This window comes from Cohnella sp. AR92 (assembly GCF_003990975.1).
Taxonomy (GTDB): Bacteria; Bacillota; Bacilli; order Paenibacillales; family Paenibacillaceae; genus Cohnella.
In genome coordinates this window covers 19198-34297 of record NZ_RZJR01000018.1, presented here as the reverse complement: position 1 = coordinate 34297, position 15100 = coordinate 19198, and the positions used below count along the sequence as shown (strand labels likewise).

At 56.3% G+C, this 15100-nt stretch carries 8 protein-coding genes and 1 riboswitch; of the genes, 6 read left to right on the top strand and 2 right to left on the bottom strand.

Annotation, left to right across the window (positions count from 1 at the left end; all coding sequences use genetic code 11):
- Positions 1-17: 17 nt before the first annotated feature.
- From ELR57_RS24275 to ELR57_RS28690, 6 genes are all read left to right on the top strand, one after another.
- Positions 18-1862: a zinc ribbon domain-containing protein gene (locus ELR57_RS24275; RefSeq protein ID WP_158630150.1), complete on the top strand. Its 1845-nt coding sequence runs from the start codon at positions 18-20 to the stop codon at positions 1860-1862.
- 15 nt (positions 1863-1877) lie between these two features.
- Positions 1878-2555, top strand: a complete 678-nt coding sequence (locus tag ELR57_RS24270; protein WP_126961887.1) for a DUF4878 domain-containing protein — start codon at positions 1878-1880, stop codon at positions 2553-2555.
- A 32-nt stretch (positions 2556-2587) separates the two neighbouring features.
- The gene (locus tag ELR57_RS24265) at positions 2588-3001 is read left to right on the top strand and encodes a hypothetical protein (RefSeq protein WP_126961885.1); all 414 of its coding nucleotides are present in this window, start codon (positions 2588-2590) and stop codon (positions 2999-3001) included.
- Between the two features lie 275 nt (positions 3002-3276).
- Positions 3277-4236 (top strand): S-layer homology domain-containing protein, encoded by a 960-nt coding sequence (locus ELR57_RS24260; RefSeq protein ID WP_158630149.1) that lies wholly within the window; start codon positions 3277-3279, stop codon positions 4234-4236.
- Between the two features lie 108 nt (positions 4237-4344).
- On the top strand, positions 4345-8127 hold the full coding sequence (locus ELR57_RS28550; protein WP_126961881.1) for a carbohydrate-binding protein: 3783 nt from the start codon (positions 4345-4347) through the stop codon (positions 8125-8127).
- A 70-nt stretch (positions 8128-8197) separates the two neighbouring features.
- Positions 8198-12559, top strand: coding sequence for a family 43 glycosylhydrolase (locus ELR57_RS28690; protein WP_126961879.1), 4362 nt, complete (start codon positions 8198-8200; stop codon positions 12557-12559).
- Positions 12560-12709: 150 nt separating this feature from the next.
- Here the strand turns inward: ELR57_RS28690 and ELR57_RS24245 are convergent, their stop codons facing one another.
- Both ELR57_RS24245 and ELR57_RS24240 read right to left on the bottom strand, forming a co-directional pair.
- Complete coding sequence (locus ELR57_RS24245; protein WP_126961878.1) at positions 12710-14221, bottom strand: IMP dehydrogenase; 1512 nt, start codon at positions 14219-14221, stop codon at positions 12710-12712.
- Between the two features lie 34 nt (positions 14222-14255).
- Positions 14256-14816: a phosphoribosyltransferase gene (locus tag ELR57_RS24240; RefSeq protein WP_126961877.1), complete on the bottom strand. Its 561-nt coding sequence runs from the start codon at positions 14814-14816 to the stop codon at positions 14256-14258.
- 126 nt (positions 14817-14942) lie between these two features.
- Positions 14943-15045: riboswitch (purine riboswitch) on the bottom strand.
- Between the last annotated feature and the right edge of the window lie 55 nt (positions 15046-15100).

Genomic DNA, 15100 nt, shown 5'->3' with positions numbered 1-15100 from the left:
CATCGGCTGACCGGACAGTGCCGCAAGCCGCCCCGGCAGTTCCTCAAGCAGCGGCGACGGTAGAGCGGCAAGCGGCAACCGCTGAGTCGCAGACGGCGGCTGCGGCAGAACCATTGGTTCATGCAAGCCCGATCCGTTCTCGCCGCTTGAGCCGGAAGTGGATCCTTATCGCATCCGCCGCGTTACTCGTAATCCTCCTATTGGCCGGGGGCTATAAATTCGAACAATATCGTCTTTCCGAGGGGCGCGTATTGGACAAGCTGGAGAAGGCGCTGGATAAGAAAGATGGCGCCGCGCTGGCAAGCCTGTTAACCTCCGAGAACGCTCAATTGAAGCTGGATGCCGACAAGACCCGCGGTTTCCTGGCTTATCTGGATGCCTATCCAAGCGCCGCTCATGAGCTGATGAGCGAGCTTCGCAAGCAAAGCTTCCGTTTAGATAACGATGATGACGATTATTCGAACGACGAGGCCGTCATTCGTCTCGAGAAGTCGAAGAAATATGTTCTTTTCCAGGAATACAAGCTTGTGGTCGAGCCTGTGTTCATTCGCTTAGGTTCGAATTACAAGGATGTCTCGCTGTTTATCGACGGGCAGGAGGTCTTCAAGACGACCCGCGAGAACGAGCACAAGGAATTCGGACCTTATCTTCCGGGACTCTATGACCTGGAAGCCAAGATGGCGACCGGATTCGTCGATCTCTCCGCGAAGCAGGAAGCGGAGATCTGGTACGGCAACAAGCAGTACGAGGCTTCGCTCGATCTGCAAGCGGAGCGAGTCGAAGTCCTTACGGGATTGGAGCAAAGCGGGCTGCAAGGCAAGCTGCTGATCAACGGGCAGGACACGGGATTGAATCCGTTCGAGACGACGTCCTTCGGGCCGGTGACGACCGACGGCTCCATGAACTTGTCGGTTGAAGCCGAGTTCCCGTGGGGAACCATCCGTTCGAATGAGATGGCCATTGCCAGCACCTCCGTCGAACTGAATCTGGCCGACTCCGAAGATTTGCAGAAAGCATTAATAGAAAGGGTCGCTCAATACGAGACAGAATGGCTGGATGGCTTGACCTCCAAGGACAGTTCGAAGCTGACGACAGGAACAGCTAAGCTGCGAGCCGAGCTGCAGAGCTCGATCGGTTATATGGGCCAGTCCGATTACATCGCGATGTGGAAGTATACGGGGGCGCAATACGACCTGGACTCGTTCCGGCTCCAGAAGTCCGAAGATGGGCAATGGATGGCATCGCTGACCCTGATCGCTCGCTTCCTGTCCGGACAATACCGGGTCGGAGACTTGCCTCCCCAGGAGCTTTACGAAGACGGGCAAGGGCAGGACGTCGTTCTAGTCTACGACGAGACGGCGAAGGCTTGGCTCGTTGACTCGATCCAGACGTTCTACGACGGCTTCGAGATGAGCGATCGCATCAAGGACGTGCCGGAGCAGAACCCGAAGCTCTTTAAGTCAACCGCAGGAGCTTCGTCGGCTTCCGTCGATTGGAACTCGAGCGAGGTGGGAGCTTTCCTCCTCCAATACCTCAGCTCCTCCGTCGAGGCGATCAACTCCCGGGACTTCTCGCTCGTATCCGGGATGATAGACGAAGCCGGCCCATCCTATAAGGAATCGTCCAGTTATATCGATTACCTCAAGGGCAAAGGAATCACGGAGCAATTGCTGAGCGCTAACGTGGATCAAGTGCAAACCTTGGACGACGGCAGCTATCAGGCTTCGACCAGCGAAACCTACGATATCTATTACCAGGACGGAAGCGTTAAGACCAAGAGCTTCAAGGCCGTTTACAAGATCGTCCTGATGGATGGCGTGCTGCGAGTGAATCAATTGATCGAGACCAAAGAACAATCCTAAACCAGGAAGGAACGAATGGGAATGATGTTTTGCAGACATTGCGGCAATGCCTTGGAGGAACAATCGAAGTTCTGCGGCCATTGCGGCAAATCGGTTGCGGCGGAGCCCGCGGCAGTACCTGTTGCCCCTTCGGCTGCCCCGGCAACCGCGGCCGATACGGAGACCCATGCGACCTATACGCCGCAAGCCGCGCCGGCGCCTCAAGCGGGTTCTTATCCTACGGTAACCGTGGCCTCTTCTCCGGTTAAGAAGGAATACCGCAAAGCGATGATCTTCGGAGGCGTCGCCGTTGCGATCGCCCTAATCATCGCCTTGCTTCAGATGATCGGCGGAGGCGGAGGATCGCAGTCTTCTCCCGAAGCGGCAGTGAAGGGCTTTATCAAAGCAGCAGGCAAGCATGACATCAAGGCGATCATGAAGTACGTTCCTCTCGATGAACGCCCTTCCGGCGAAGCACTGGATTACTTTAAAGAGATGATCGAGCAGCAGATGAAGGAAAGCGACTTGAAGATCGTGAAGTATAAGATTCTTCGATCGGAGATTTCCGGCAACAGAGCGTCCGTCGACTATATGATCCAGACCAAAGAAAATGGAGAGAAGAACGATCCTCAGGAAGATTCGTTCGATCTGATCAAAGTCGGCGACAAGTGGTACATCGAGGACCTTGGCTTTGACCTGGATTCCGATTTCTAAGTTGCCATCAATAATAAATGGAGGTCATGATCATGGAAAAATTCGCAAACGTGCTTGATTCGCTTCGGGAGTGGTTCGAATCCATCAAATGGTTCTCGTTGGTTCGCGCCTTTGAGCTGCAGCTGCTTCTTGGCGGATTGGGGGTTATGTTTATTAGACACTTGCTTTACGAAATTCTTCCCTATTCCTCGTACCATGCGCTCAACATTATTTTCCACACGATCCCGCTCTATTCTCTCGCTTATCTTGCCTTCTTGCTGGGAGTCTGGGCGACGTTGGTTTCGACCAACGTAAAATATACGCCTTATGCGCTGTGGGCGTACGCTTTCGTTTATTTGTTCCCATTCACCGGCATGTCTCTCTCTTCTCTTATCACGCCTGCCGTCTACGTGATTCTAGGAATCTTCCTGTTCCGGTTTACCGTATCGCAGCATGCGAGGGTTTAGTAACGGAGAGTTCGGATAATACAAGATCAAGAAATCCTTTGGCTCAAGCAGCCGAAGGATTTTTTTTGCGCTTGGTCGACTAAAGAGCGATCCTGTCGTATCTTATCCCTCTTTGCGGTCGAGGCTTGGCGACACCCTTATATTAATAAAAATCTCTAATTTTGAGATAAATAATTCCATTCAAGCTAAAGCTTCGAGCCCCTATGATGAATGTACATTTCACAGGATAGGAGTGATAACGAACGGTTATGAGAAGAGGGAGAACGCTACTTGCCATGTTGATTTTAATAACCTTGATGGCTGCTTGCCTTCCCTCTGCGGGGTATGCGCAAGAGAGAGCTCAATTCACTCTGGCCAACAGCAAGGCAAGCTCCTCGCCGGACGGCGCGCTGGAGTTTACGCTCAACGGCAAGAACATGCAAGACCTTTATGCCTACGAGGCGGTGATCATCTTCGATCCCGATATCGTAGAGCTGGCGAAGGCGGAATCGAAATTAGAGGGCTATTTTATCCCCCCGAAGGTGGATAAAGGCAAGGCGACGATAGCCTATACGAAAATCGGGAAGAAGGCGGGGGAGCAAGGGGACGCCGTGTTGAGCATCCTCACCTTCAAAAGGAAAAAGGAAGGAAATGCGAATATCAAGCTGGCAGACGTGAAAGCGCTTGATTCCGATCTGAAAGCGGCTATCTACCATTATGGAACCTTCGAGGATTTGGCGGGATACGAGTGGGCCCGGACAGAGATCGAGGCTCTTGCGGCTCTCGGAATCATCAAAGGAACATCGGCTTCCTCCTTCAGCCCGGCCCGAAATATCTCCAGGGCGGATTTCGTCGGCCTGCTCGTTCGAGCCTTCCAATTGGATGCGAAGGTAGACGGCAACTTCGACGATGTAAGACCGTCCGACTACTACTATCAAGAGGTTGGGATCGCCAGAAAGCTAGGAATCGCTCTAGGCAATGGCGGCAACAAGTTCGAGCCAAGGTCGAGCATGACCAGGCAGGATATGATGGTGACGGCGGAAAGAGCTTTGAGAGCCGCGGGAAAATGGAAGGATGAGCCGGCGTCGGATTTAAGCGGGTTTAAGGATTCCGGCGACGTAGCCTCTTATGCCGTAAGCCCTCTGGCCCTGCTCGTCAAGAAGGGAATCATCCAAGGCTACAATGGGAGGATTAAGCCTAAGGATACGGCAACAAGGGCGGAAGCCGCCGTTATCGTCTATCGGCTGCTCCAATAGAAGAGAAGAGACGGAAAGGAGGGGGATATCCTTTATAGAATCGTAAGGAACTAAAATGTAAGCGGTTTATTGATAGGGACGAAAATAAACAATGATGGAGGATTATTAATGAGGATATGGAGAAGAATGCTGGCGCTTACGATCGCTATCGCCCTTGCATTTGCATTAAGCCCTGCGGCGGCACAGGTCAAGGCGGCGACGTCCGCGCTGACTCCGGCGCTCGCCAAGACGCCGGGCAATGCCAATCCCCTGTTTACCCAGAAGTTCGGCGCCGATCCTTATGCGATGGTATATGACGGCAGGGTCTACGTTTACATGACGAACGATGTCTTCGAGTACAATGCGGATGGAACGGTCAAAGATAACGGATACGGCCTGATCAATAAAATAACGGTTGTCTCGTCCTCCGACATGGTGAACTGGACCGATCACGGGGAGATTCTGGCGGCCGGATCGGGGGGAGCGGCCAAGTGGGCGACGAATTCCTGGGCGCCGGCCGCCGCTCATAAAACGATCGACGGCAAGGAGAAGTTCTTCCTCTATTTCGCGGATAGCGCGAACGGAATCGGAGTTCTGACCGCCGACAGCCCGATCGGACCTTTCACGGATCCGATCGGCAAGGCGCTGGTCAACCGAAGCACGCCGGGCGCCAGCAACGTGACCTGGCTGTTCGACCCCGCGGTGCTGGTCGACGACGATGGAAGCGGGTATCTCTACTTCGGCGGAGGGGTTCCGACGGGGAAGGATGCGGATCCGGGAACGGCGCGCGTAGCCAAGCTTGGCGCGGATATGACCAGCTTGGATCTGGCGGCCAGCGATGGCGCGGTTAAGCCTATCAATCCGCCGTGGCTGTTCGAGGATTCCGGAATCCACAAATACAACGGCAAATATTATTACTCCTATTGCACGAACTTCTCCGGCGGCCACCCTGCCGATATCCCGACGGGAACGATCGCTTACATGGTAAGCGACAACCCGATGGGACCGTTCACCTACGTCAAGACCATTCTGCCCAACCCCGCGACTTTCTTCGGGGTAGGAGGCAATAACCACCACTCCATCTTCGAATTCAACGGGGAATGGTATATCACTTACCACGCCCAGACCCTCGCCAAAGCCATGGCGGAGAGCGGGACGATGCCGCAGATGGGCGGACAGCCGCACGGCTATCGCAACGCGCACATCAACAAGGTCAGCTTCGATGCGAACGGAGTCATCCAGAACATCGTCGGCGATTATGCAGGCGTGCCGCAAGTGCAAACCCTTGATCCGTATTCGAGGGTCGAAGCCGAGACGATCGGCTGGAACGGGGGAATCTCCACCGAGAAGAACTCCGAACCCGGAGGCATGGTCTCCAGCGTTAACCTGGACGTGACCGGCATCAACGACGGGGATTGGACGGCCGTATCCCAAGTCGATTTCGGCGACGCGGGAGCCGGAACCTTCACGGCCAGCGTGGCGAGCGCGTCTAGCGGAGGAACGATCGAACTGCATCTGGACAGCGCCGACGGCAAGCTGATCGGCACGCTTCCGATCTCGAGTACCGGCGGAGCTTCCAGCTGGCAGTCCAAAACGACGGGCGTCCAAGGCGCGACGGGGATCCACGATCTCTATCTGGTCTACCGGGGCGCTTCGGCCGACAATCTCTTCAAGATCGATTATTGGCAGTTCGCGCCGGCGAGCGCCGAGCATGAGCTTGCCGCGATCAACGCTTCTATCGATAAGCAGAAGATCGATATCGTTCCCGGAACCAACACGGCCAATCTGACGGTCACGGCCGTATACGCCGACGGCGCCACCGAGGACGTAACCGCCCAGGCTGTCGCAACGCCTGCGCCAAGCGGCATCGTTAGCGTTAGCGGAGGCGTTGTGACCGGAACGGGCTACGGCTCGGCCAGCATCGGGATCAGCTACGGCGGAGTAACGGATACGGTTCATCTTCTTGTCAAAGACCTGAACAGCGAGCTCACGGCGAAGAAGATTACCGTAGATAACGGCGGCTCCGTTACCTTGGATTCCGGCAAGACGGCCAAGTTCAAAGTAACGGCCGAATATATGGATGGACACACCGAAGACGTAACGGCCAAGGCGTCCTACAGCAATCCGAGTCCGGCTGTCGCGGACGTGTCGAACGGCACGATCACGGCTAAATCCAGCGGAACGACTACGGTCGTCGTCAGCTACCGCGGAGGACTGGGCGAGGCGGTCACCGCGCAGATTGCCGTGACGGTCAATACTCCCGCTTTCGTGGCCATCGAAGCGGAGACGGCGGCGGGGAACACGGCCGATGCCTACGCGACGGGCACCATCAACGACCATTCGTGGTCCGTTGTCGACGGCTTGACCACCCAAGCGATGTATTTCGGTCCTAACACGGGATTCGCGGCTTCGGCTACGGATGCGGCTTCCCTCGCTACTTATCCTAAACTTGGCTATAAAATCAACTTCCCGGCTTCGGGAACCTACAACGTCTGGATCCTCGTCAAGACGTTGGGCTACGATTCGGATTCCGTACACGTCGGCTTGGATAATGTCTATAAATTCACGGCTAACGGGATCGAAGGCGTCAGCACCGGCCAATACAAATGGGCGAACATCAGCGGCTCCAGCGGCGGCATCTTCGGCGGAACGACGCTGAACGTGACGGCGGGCGTGCATGAATTGAACTTCTGGGGAAGGGAAGACGGGCTTGCCATCGACAGGATTTATTTAACCACGGGCAGCGCGACCACGGATCCGGTCTGGCCGTCACCGGCGGTGAGCGTTACGGGAGTCACGCTTGACAAGAGCGAGTTAAGCTTGGAGGCAGGCGCGACGGGAACGCTTACGGCAACCGTTGCTCCCGAGAATGCCGCCAACAAAGCCGTAACCTTCGCATCCAGCGACTCGAAGGTCGCCACGGTAACCGGCGAAACCTATGATTCCGCGACCGGAACGACAAGCGTGACCGTTCATGCCATCGCGGCAGGCAACGCCGTTATTACGGCGACGACTGCGGATGGCGGCTGGACGGCGACAAGCGCGGTAACGGTCACTCCCGTTCAAGCGGATGTGCCGACCGCATCCCTGTCGACGGTCGGCAGCGTGAAGCCGGGGGGAAGCTTTGCCGTGTCCGTCAGCTTGGATCACTTGGCGCAACGAGTGTACGCTCACGACATCTCCCTGTCCTATGATGCCGACGTGTTCGAATACGTGAACGCGGCGGCGGCAGGGGCGAACGAGAATATTCAGATCGTAACGGAAGACACTTCTGCTCCCGGCGCTATTAGACTTATTGCCGTCTATATCGGAGGGGTAACGGGAGACAGCACTCCGGTTCTGAATCTCACCTTCAAGGCGAAGGCGGGGGTTCAGAATACGTCGGGCACGATTGCCGTTACCGAGTCGAAGCTCGGCGTGGCTCCGGAGGGAACGGTTATCGACGCCGCATTGAGCAGCAAGAGCATCTCGGTAGGCTCCAATGAGCCGGTTGTCGATAAGTCCGCCTTGACGGCAGCCATTGCCGCGGCACAGGAGCTTTACGACTCCGCGGTGGTAGGCTCGGCAGCCGGTCAATATCCGCAAGCGGCCAAGGATGCCTTCGGAACGGCCATTAACGCAGCCAAGGCCGTCAACGGCAATTCGGGCGCGACGCAGTCCGAGGTCGACAGCGCGGTGACCGCCCTTAACGGCGCGATCAATGACTTCACGGCAGCCGTGGTTATAGAGCCGTCTGCAGACCTGAACCACGACGGAAGCATCAACGTAGGAGACCTTGCCATCGTCGCTTATTATTACGGCAAGACGATCGCCGACGCCGACTGGCCGACGGTCAAGTTCGCGGACGTGAACGGCGACAACAAGATCGATATCAGCGACCTTGCGTACGTAGCGACCAAGATTCTTAAATAACGGATCTGCCAAGGATGACGAATGGGAGACGCTGTTCTCCCATTCGTTCTTTCCGGAAGGGAGTGTTATCGTGGGAATAGGTAGTAAACGATATCAGGCGGCCATGCGAATCTCGCTTTGCTTAACTCTTCTGATGCCGTCTGTTACCCCTTGGGTTAAGAAGGAGGCCAAGGCCGCGGAGGTTCCTGTCGTCACGATCGATTACAAGGACGAGAAACAGGAGATCGACGGCTTCGGAGCTTCGAACGCTTGGTCGACCGGAATCGTCCAGAATTTGCCAAGCCAGACCCAGAGAACGGTTCTGAACGCGCTGTTCGGCACGACGGACGGAGCGGGACTCAGCATGGTACGGAATAGGCTTCCCTATGATCTTCTGTCGGAAACGGGAACCTGGAATTGGAACCATTGGGACATTAACGGGACGACCTGGCTGTTCAACAAACTTAAATCGGATTACAAAGTCAACCGATTTTTTACGACTCCGTGGACGCCGCCGCCGTTCATGAAGACCGGCAATACGGGAACCCACGGAGAAGTCGGAGGCAAGCTCCGGCCGGACAGCTATCAGGCATATGCCGATTATCTTGCGGATTACGTGACCGGATTCAAGGCCAATAAAGGAATCGATATCTCGGCCGTCTCGATCCAGAACGAACCGAATTGGGCGCCGGATTATGAATCCAGCAGTTGGTCGGCCGACGATTTTCACCTCTTCATCAAAGACTATCTTAAACCTACCTTTGCGCGAAAAGGAGTGACGGCGAAGCTTATCATGCCGGAGGGATTGAATTTCAGCGAGGAGTTGGCGCTGCCGACCTTGAACGATGAGGAGAGCAGGGATCGAGTCGATATCGTCGGCGTGCATCAGTATGCCGTCAACCCGCAGGATCCGAACCTTGGAGCGCAGCGGCTCCCCCAAACGAAGCTTTATAACAAGAGATTGTGGGTGACGGAAGCATCCGCGGGGGATCCGAACGATCCGGGCATCGACGATGGACTGTATTGGGCTAAGATGATCCATATGGACATGACGGTGGCGGAGGCGAATGCTTTTAACTATTGGTGGCTCTGGAATACGACCAAGGACAGCGTCGATCCCGTCGGAGATAAAGGCGCTCTGGTTACGTTCCATCTGGATGACAACGGTTCCATCATAAGCTATGATTTGAATAAGAGATTGTACGCCCTCGGACAATACAGCCGATTTGTCAGGCCGGGCTATAAGAGGGTGAATGCGGACGCGATGCCGGCGAAGGGAATCTATACGACAGCGTATAAAGATCCTGCCAACGGCAAGCTGGTCATAACGGCTATTAACGATACGGACAACGATGCGGCCATTCGTTTCGAAATGAAGAATAAAGCGATCGGTTCGTATAAGGTCTATCGCACTTCATCAAACGAGAATATAGCCGATTTAGGCGAGACGTCCGTCAATGGAGGTTCGATTCAAACGGTGCTAAAGGGGAAAAGCGTCACGACTTACTATGCCGAAATGGTTTCGCAGCCGATAAGCTTCGCCAAAAACCCGATACTTTGGGCGGACGTGCCGGATGTCGACGTCATCCGGGTAAACGATACGTATTATATGACCAGCACGACCATGCACATGAATCCCGGAGTTCCGATTATGAAGTCCAAGGATCTCGTCAATTGGGAGATCGTCAATTACGTGTACGATATTCTCGCGGACACCGATAAACAAACCCTGTCGAACGGGCAGGACATCTACGGGAAAGGCTCTTGGGCAAGCAGCCTGCGGTATCATAACGGCAAGTACTATGTCGCGTTCGCGTCCAACGATATCGGCAAAACGTATATCTTCCAAACGAGCGACATCGAGAAAGGACCCTGGGAGAAGTACGAGCTGGCCGGCGGAGTCTACCACGATATGTCTCTGCTGTTCGATGACGACGGCCGGGTCTATCTGGTCTACGGCGGCGGAGCCATCAAGGTCATCGAGCTAACCTCGGACGCCACGGCGATCAAGGCGGGAGGGATGAACAAGACGATCATCGAGAATGCCAGCGCTCCCGGCGGATCCGGCGGCCTCCCGGCGGAAGGCTCGCACATTCACAAGATCGACGGCACCTATTATATTTTCAACATCTCTTGGCCTTCGGGGGGCATACGGACGGAGCTGGTGCACCGGGCCAACGCCATAGACGGCCCCTATGAGGGAAGAGTGGCCTTAAGATCGGGAAGCAGCACGAACGGCGCCGGCGTTGCGCAGGGCGGAATCGTCGAATCGGCGGACGGCCAATGGTACGGAATGCTGTTCCAGGATTACGGCTCGGTAGGCCGCATTCCTTACGTCATGCCGGTGACATGGAGCGAGGACGGATGGCCCGTGTTCGGGGATGTCAACGACACCGGCATCCCTGCCGACCTGTCAAGAGCTTATGTGTCGTCCGACAGCTTCGATCAGAGAACGAAGCAGGTCTGGGCGTACCATACGGAAGCCGCCAACGGAGAGAACGACGATAACGGCTCCAATCTCGGCTTGGTATGGCAGTGGAATCATAATCCGGACAATCGCTACTGGTCCCTTACCGAACGGCCGGGGTATCTCAGGCTGACCGCGGGAAGAACCAGCTCCTCCATTCTCGATGCCAGGAATACGCTTACGCAGAGAACCTTCGGACCGGAAAGTTCGGGAACGATCTCGATCGACGTCAGCGGGATGAAAGACGGAGACTATGCGGGGATCGCGGCCTTCCAGAAAAATTATGGATTCGTCGGCGTGAAGATGTCGGGCGCGGCGAAATCGATCGTTATGGTGAACGGCAGCTCGGGCTCGGCCGTCGAAGTCGCCAGCGTCCCTCTCGCCCAGAATAATGTCTACTTAAGAACGGAATTGGATTTTAAGAACCGGACGGACAAGGCCAACTTCTATTACAGTCTGGACGGAGAGCATTGGGCTTCGATCGGCAATACGCTTCAGATGTCGTATACGCTGCCTCATTTTATGGGCTATCGTTTCGCTTTATTTCATTACGCGACGACGTCGACGGGCGGCTATGTCGATTTCGACGATTTCCAGATCGGCGACAAGCTGGCCGGAGCAAACGTCGATCCTTCCGAGCATGTCGCCATTGAAGCGGAGACGGCAGCGGGGAACACGGCCGATGCTTACGTAACGGGAAGCATAAGCGGCCACGAGTGGTCCCTTGTCGACGGCCAGTCCACCCAAGCGATGCTGTTCGGGCCGAACACGGGATTTGCGGCGACGGCGACGGATGCCGCATCCCTAGCCGCCAACTCGAAGCTAAGCTACAAAATCAACTTCCCGGCTTCGGGAACGTACAACGTATGGATCCTTGTCAAGACGGCGGGCTACGATTCGGATTCCGTTCACGTCGGATTGGACAATGCGTATAAGTTTACGGCCAACGGGATCGAGGGGGTAAGCGGCGGTCAATACAAGTGGGCCAACATCAGCAGCAACAGCGGCGGCATGTTCGGCGGCACGACGCTGAACGTGACGGCGGGCGTGCACGAATTGAACTTCTGGGGCAGGGAAGACGGGCTCGCCATCGACAGGATCTATCTGACCACGAGCAGCTCGGCGACGGATCCGGTTTGGCCGGAGGCGCAAGCGCCCGCGGCGCAGCTCTCCGTCCCCGCAAGCGTGAAGCCCGGAAGCGGCTTTACGGCGGAGATAAGCCTGAATAACCTGCAGCAAAGCGTCCACGCGCAGGATATCGTTCTGACCTATGACAAGGACGCGTTCGACTACGTTTCGGCGACCGGCGCGAGCGATGCGATTCAGATCGTTGCGGAAGACAAGGCCGAGGCCGGAACGGTAAGGCTTCTCGTCGCCCATCTAGGAGGAGTATCCGGGCCAAGCACCCCGGTGCTGAAACTGGCCTTTAAAGCGAAATCCGGCATTCGGGACACGGCCGGAACGATTGCCGTGAGCCAGGATCTGCTGGGCGTGGCTCCCGCGGGAACCGTCATTCGCGCAGCGGCAAGCAGCAAGAGCATCCTTATCGGCAATAATGATGCCGTAGTCGATAAGGCAGCCTTGGCGGCGGCCCTTGCCGAAGCTCAACGATTATACGACGCGGCAGTAGTAGGAACGACGGCGGGTCAATATCCGCAGGCAGCCAAGAATGCCCTCGGAGACGCTATTCAAGCGGCTAAGGCGGTACACGACAATTCCGGCTCGACGCAGGCTCAGGTCGACGGCGCCGTAACGGCTCTTCTTGGCGCAATCGATACCTTCAAGGCCTCGGCGATCAAAGAAAGCTCCTCGGACTTGAATCAGGATGGCAAGACCGATGTGGGAGACCTTGCTATCGTCGCTTATTATTACGGCAAGACGAACGCAGACGCCGACTGGCCGGCTGCCAAGCTCGCGGATGTGAACGGAGACAACAAGATCGACATCGGCGACCTTGCGTACGTGGCAAGACGAATCATCCAATAATCTCTTGGCTAATTCCATTCCTAGCACGAGGCAAACATAGCCCGAATATAGCTCGAAATAAGGAAAGAGCGGCATTAGGGAGCCTATCCCTATGCCGCTCTTTCTTGTTTAGGATCCGTTGTCCCCATTCGAAGGATTATTCGATAGCGGTCAGTTGGACCTTTCCTGCTCCTTCAGAATAACGTCGTGCGCGCCGCCCTCGACGATGCTGGTCGAGGAGACGAGCGTAATCTTCGCTTTGTCCTGCAGTTCCTTGATCGTAAGCGCGCCGCAGTTGCACATCGTGGACTTGATCTTGCTGACGGTGATATCCAGGTTATCCTTGAGCCTGCCGGCGTAAGGGATGAAGGAATCGACTCCTTCCTCGAACTCCAGCTTAGCCTTCTTGGTCTCGCCGCCGAAGTCGTAGCGCTGCCAGTTGCGGGCGCGGCTTGAGCCTTCTCCCCAATATTCCTTCACGAAGTTGCCGTTCACGAGCAGCTTGCGTCCCGGCGCCTCGTCGAAGCGGGCGAAATACCGTCCCAGCATGACGAAGTCGGCTCCCATGGCGAGCGCCAGCGTGACGTGGTAATCGTGAACGATGCCGCCGTCCGAGCAGATCGGCACGTAAATGCCGGTCTTCTCGTAGTATTCCTGTCTCGCTGCGGCGACCTCGATGACGGCGGAGGCCTGACCGCGGCCGATTCCTTTCTGCTCGCGGGTGATGCAGATGGAGCCGCCGCCGATGCCGACCTTGACGAAGTCCGCCCCGGCTTCCGCCAGGTACAGGAAGCCCTCTCGGTCTACGACGTTGCCGGCGCCGATCTTGGCTTTCTCCCCGTAAATCTCCTTCACGAAGCGAATCGTCTCCGCCTGCCATTCGGAGTAGCCGTCCGAAGAATCGATGCACAGAATGTCCGCTCCCGCTTCGAGGAGAGCCGGGACCCGCTGCGCGTAATCCCTCGTATTGATGCCGGCGCCGGTAATGAGCTGCTTATTCTCGTCGTGCAGCTCCATCGGGTACTCCTTCTGGCTGTCGTAGTCCTTGCGGAACACCAGATAGAGAAGGTTGCCGCTCTTATCGACGACGGGCAGGCTGTTCAGCTTATGCTCCCAGATCATGTCGTTCGCTTCGGAGAGCGTGATGCCCTCTTCCGCGTAGATTAGAGAGGAGAGCGGAGTCATGAATTCCGATACCGGGGAGGAGAGGGGAGTGCGGCTCTCCCGATAATCCCGGCTCGTGACGATGCCCATCAGCTTGCCGCTCGGCCGCCCGTCCTCGGTGACGGCGATCGTGGAATGGCCGGTACGGGCTTTGAGCGCAAGCACGTCCTTCAGCGTATCCTCCGGCTTCAGGTTGGAGTCGCTCATGACGAAGCCGGCCTTGAACTTCTTGACCCGGCGGACCATCTCGGCTTGGTCCTCGATCGACTGGGAGCCGAAGATAAACGAGATGCCCCCGCACTTCGCCAGCGCGATCGCGAGGTTCGCATCCGAGACGGCCTGCATGATCGCGGAAGCGACCGGCAGGTTCATCGTCAGAGCCGGCTCCTCGCCCTTCTTGAACTTCGTGACCGGCGTGCGAAGCGAGACGTTATCCGGAATGCAATTTTTCGTTGTCAGGCCGGGCACCAGCAGGTACTCGTTAAACGTACGGGAAGGCTGCTCATAATAGAATGCCATGCTCCTACTCTCCTCTCGATGACGTTAGATTTCATTACACATATGTCAGGCAGCGCACCGGGATTCCCAGGTCCGACTCCAGCTTGCGGTAGTGCTCCCCTTTGGCGATGATGGCCTGAATGCCGATCAGCTCCACGCCCATCTCCGCGAACTGAGCGGCAATGCCCCGAATGGTCGCCCCCGAGCTGATCACGTCGTCCAGAAGGAGGACGCGGTCGCTCCTCTTGAAGCCGTCGAAGTAAAGGTAGTTCTCGTTGTAGGCCGTCTCGCGCTTCATGCGAACCTCGTATTCCTCGTAGAGCTCCGTGCTCAGCCGGAGGATATTCATCGGCTTGCCGAGCTTATAGGCGGCGAGCATCCCCCAAGTGTGGCCCCCCGGCTCGGGAGAGACGATATAATCGTAGTCGGGAAAATGCAGCTGAATACTCTCGGCCAAGCTGTCCGCGATCTCCGCCATAAGCTCGGGGGCGATGTACGTTCCCCTTTCCCCGAACGGATACAGCTTGAAATCATAGGCGGTCGATGGCGTCTTCAGGATTCGCACGCTTCTTGCGTTGCGAATGGACAGGTCGAGCTGAGCGTAGTTTTTGGACATCGTGACTCACTCCTTGAGGACTCTGATAGGTAGGCCAAATAACCCCGAGGGAAGAGGCGCCGGCAGGGCCGCATACCGACCGGCCCCGTCCAATGATGCGACTAGGAGCTCGATCGAAGAGCGTTCTCTGAGCGGAGCGCCTCTTGTAGCCTGGGGCAATTATCGGTTGCCTGTAGATACGCCCGCGCCGTATTAGCGGACTTATACAAGAGAATGCAGGTTCATGTTACATTTACTGACATGAATGATTTCCAATATACTACCATCGCGCTTATTCGCTGTCA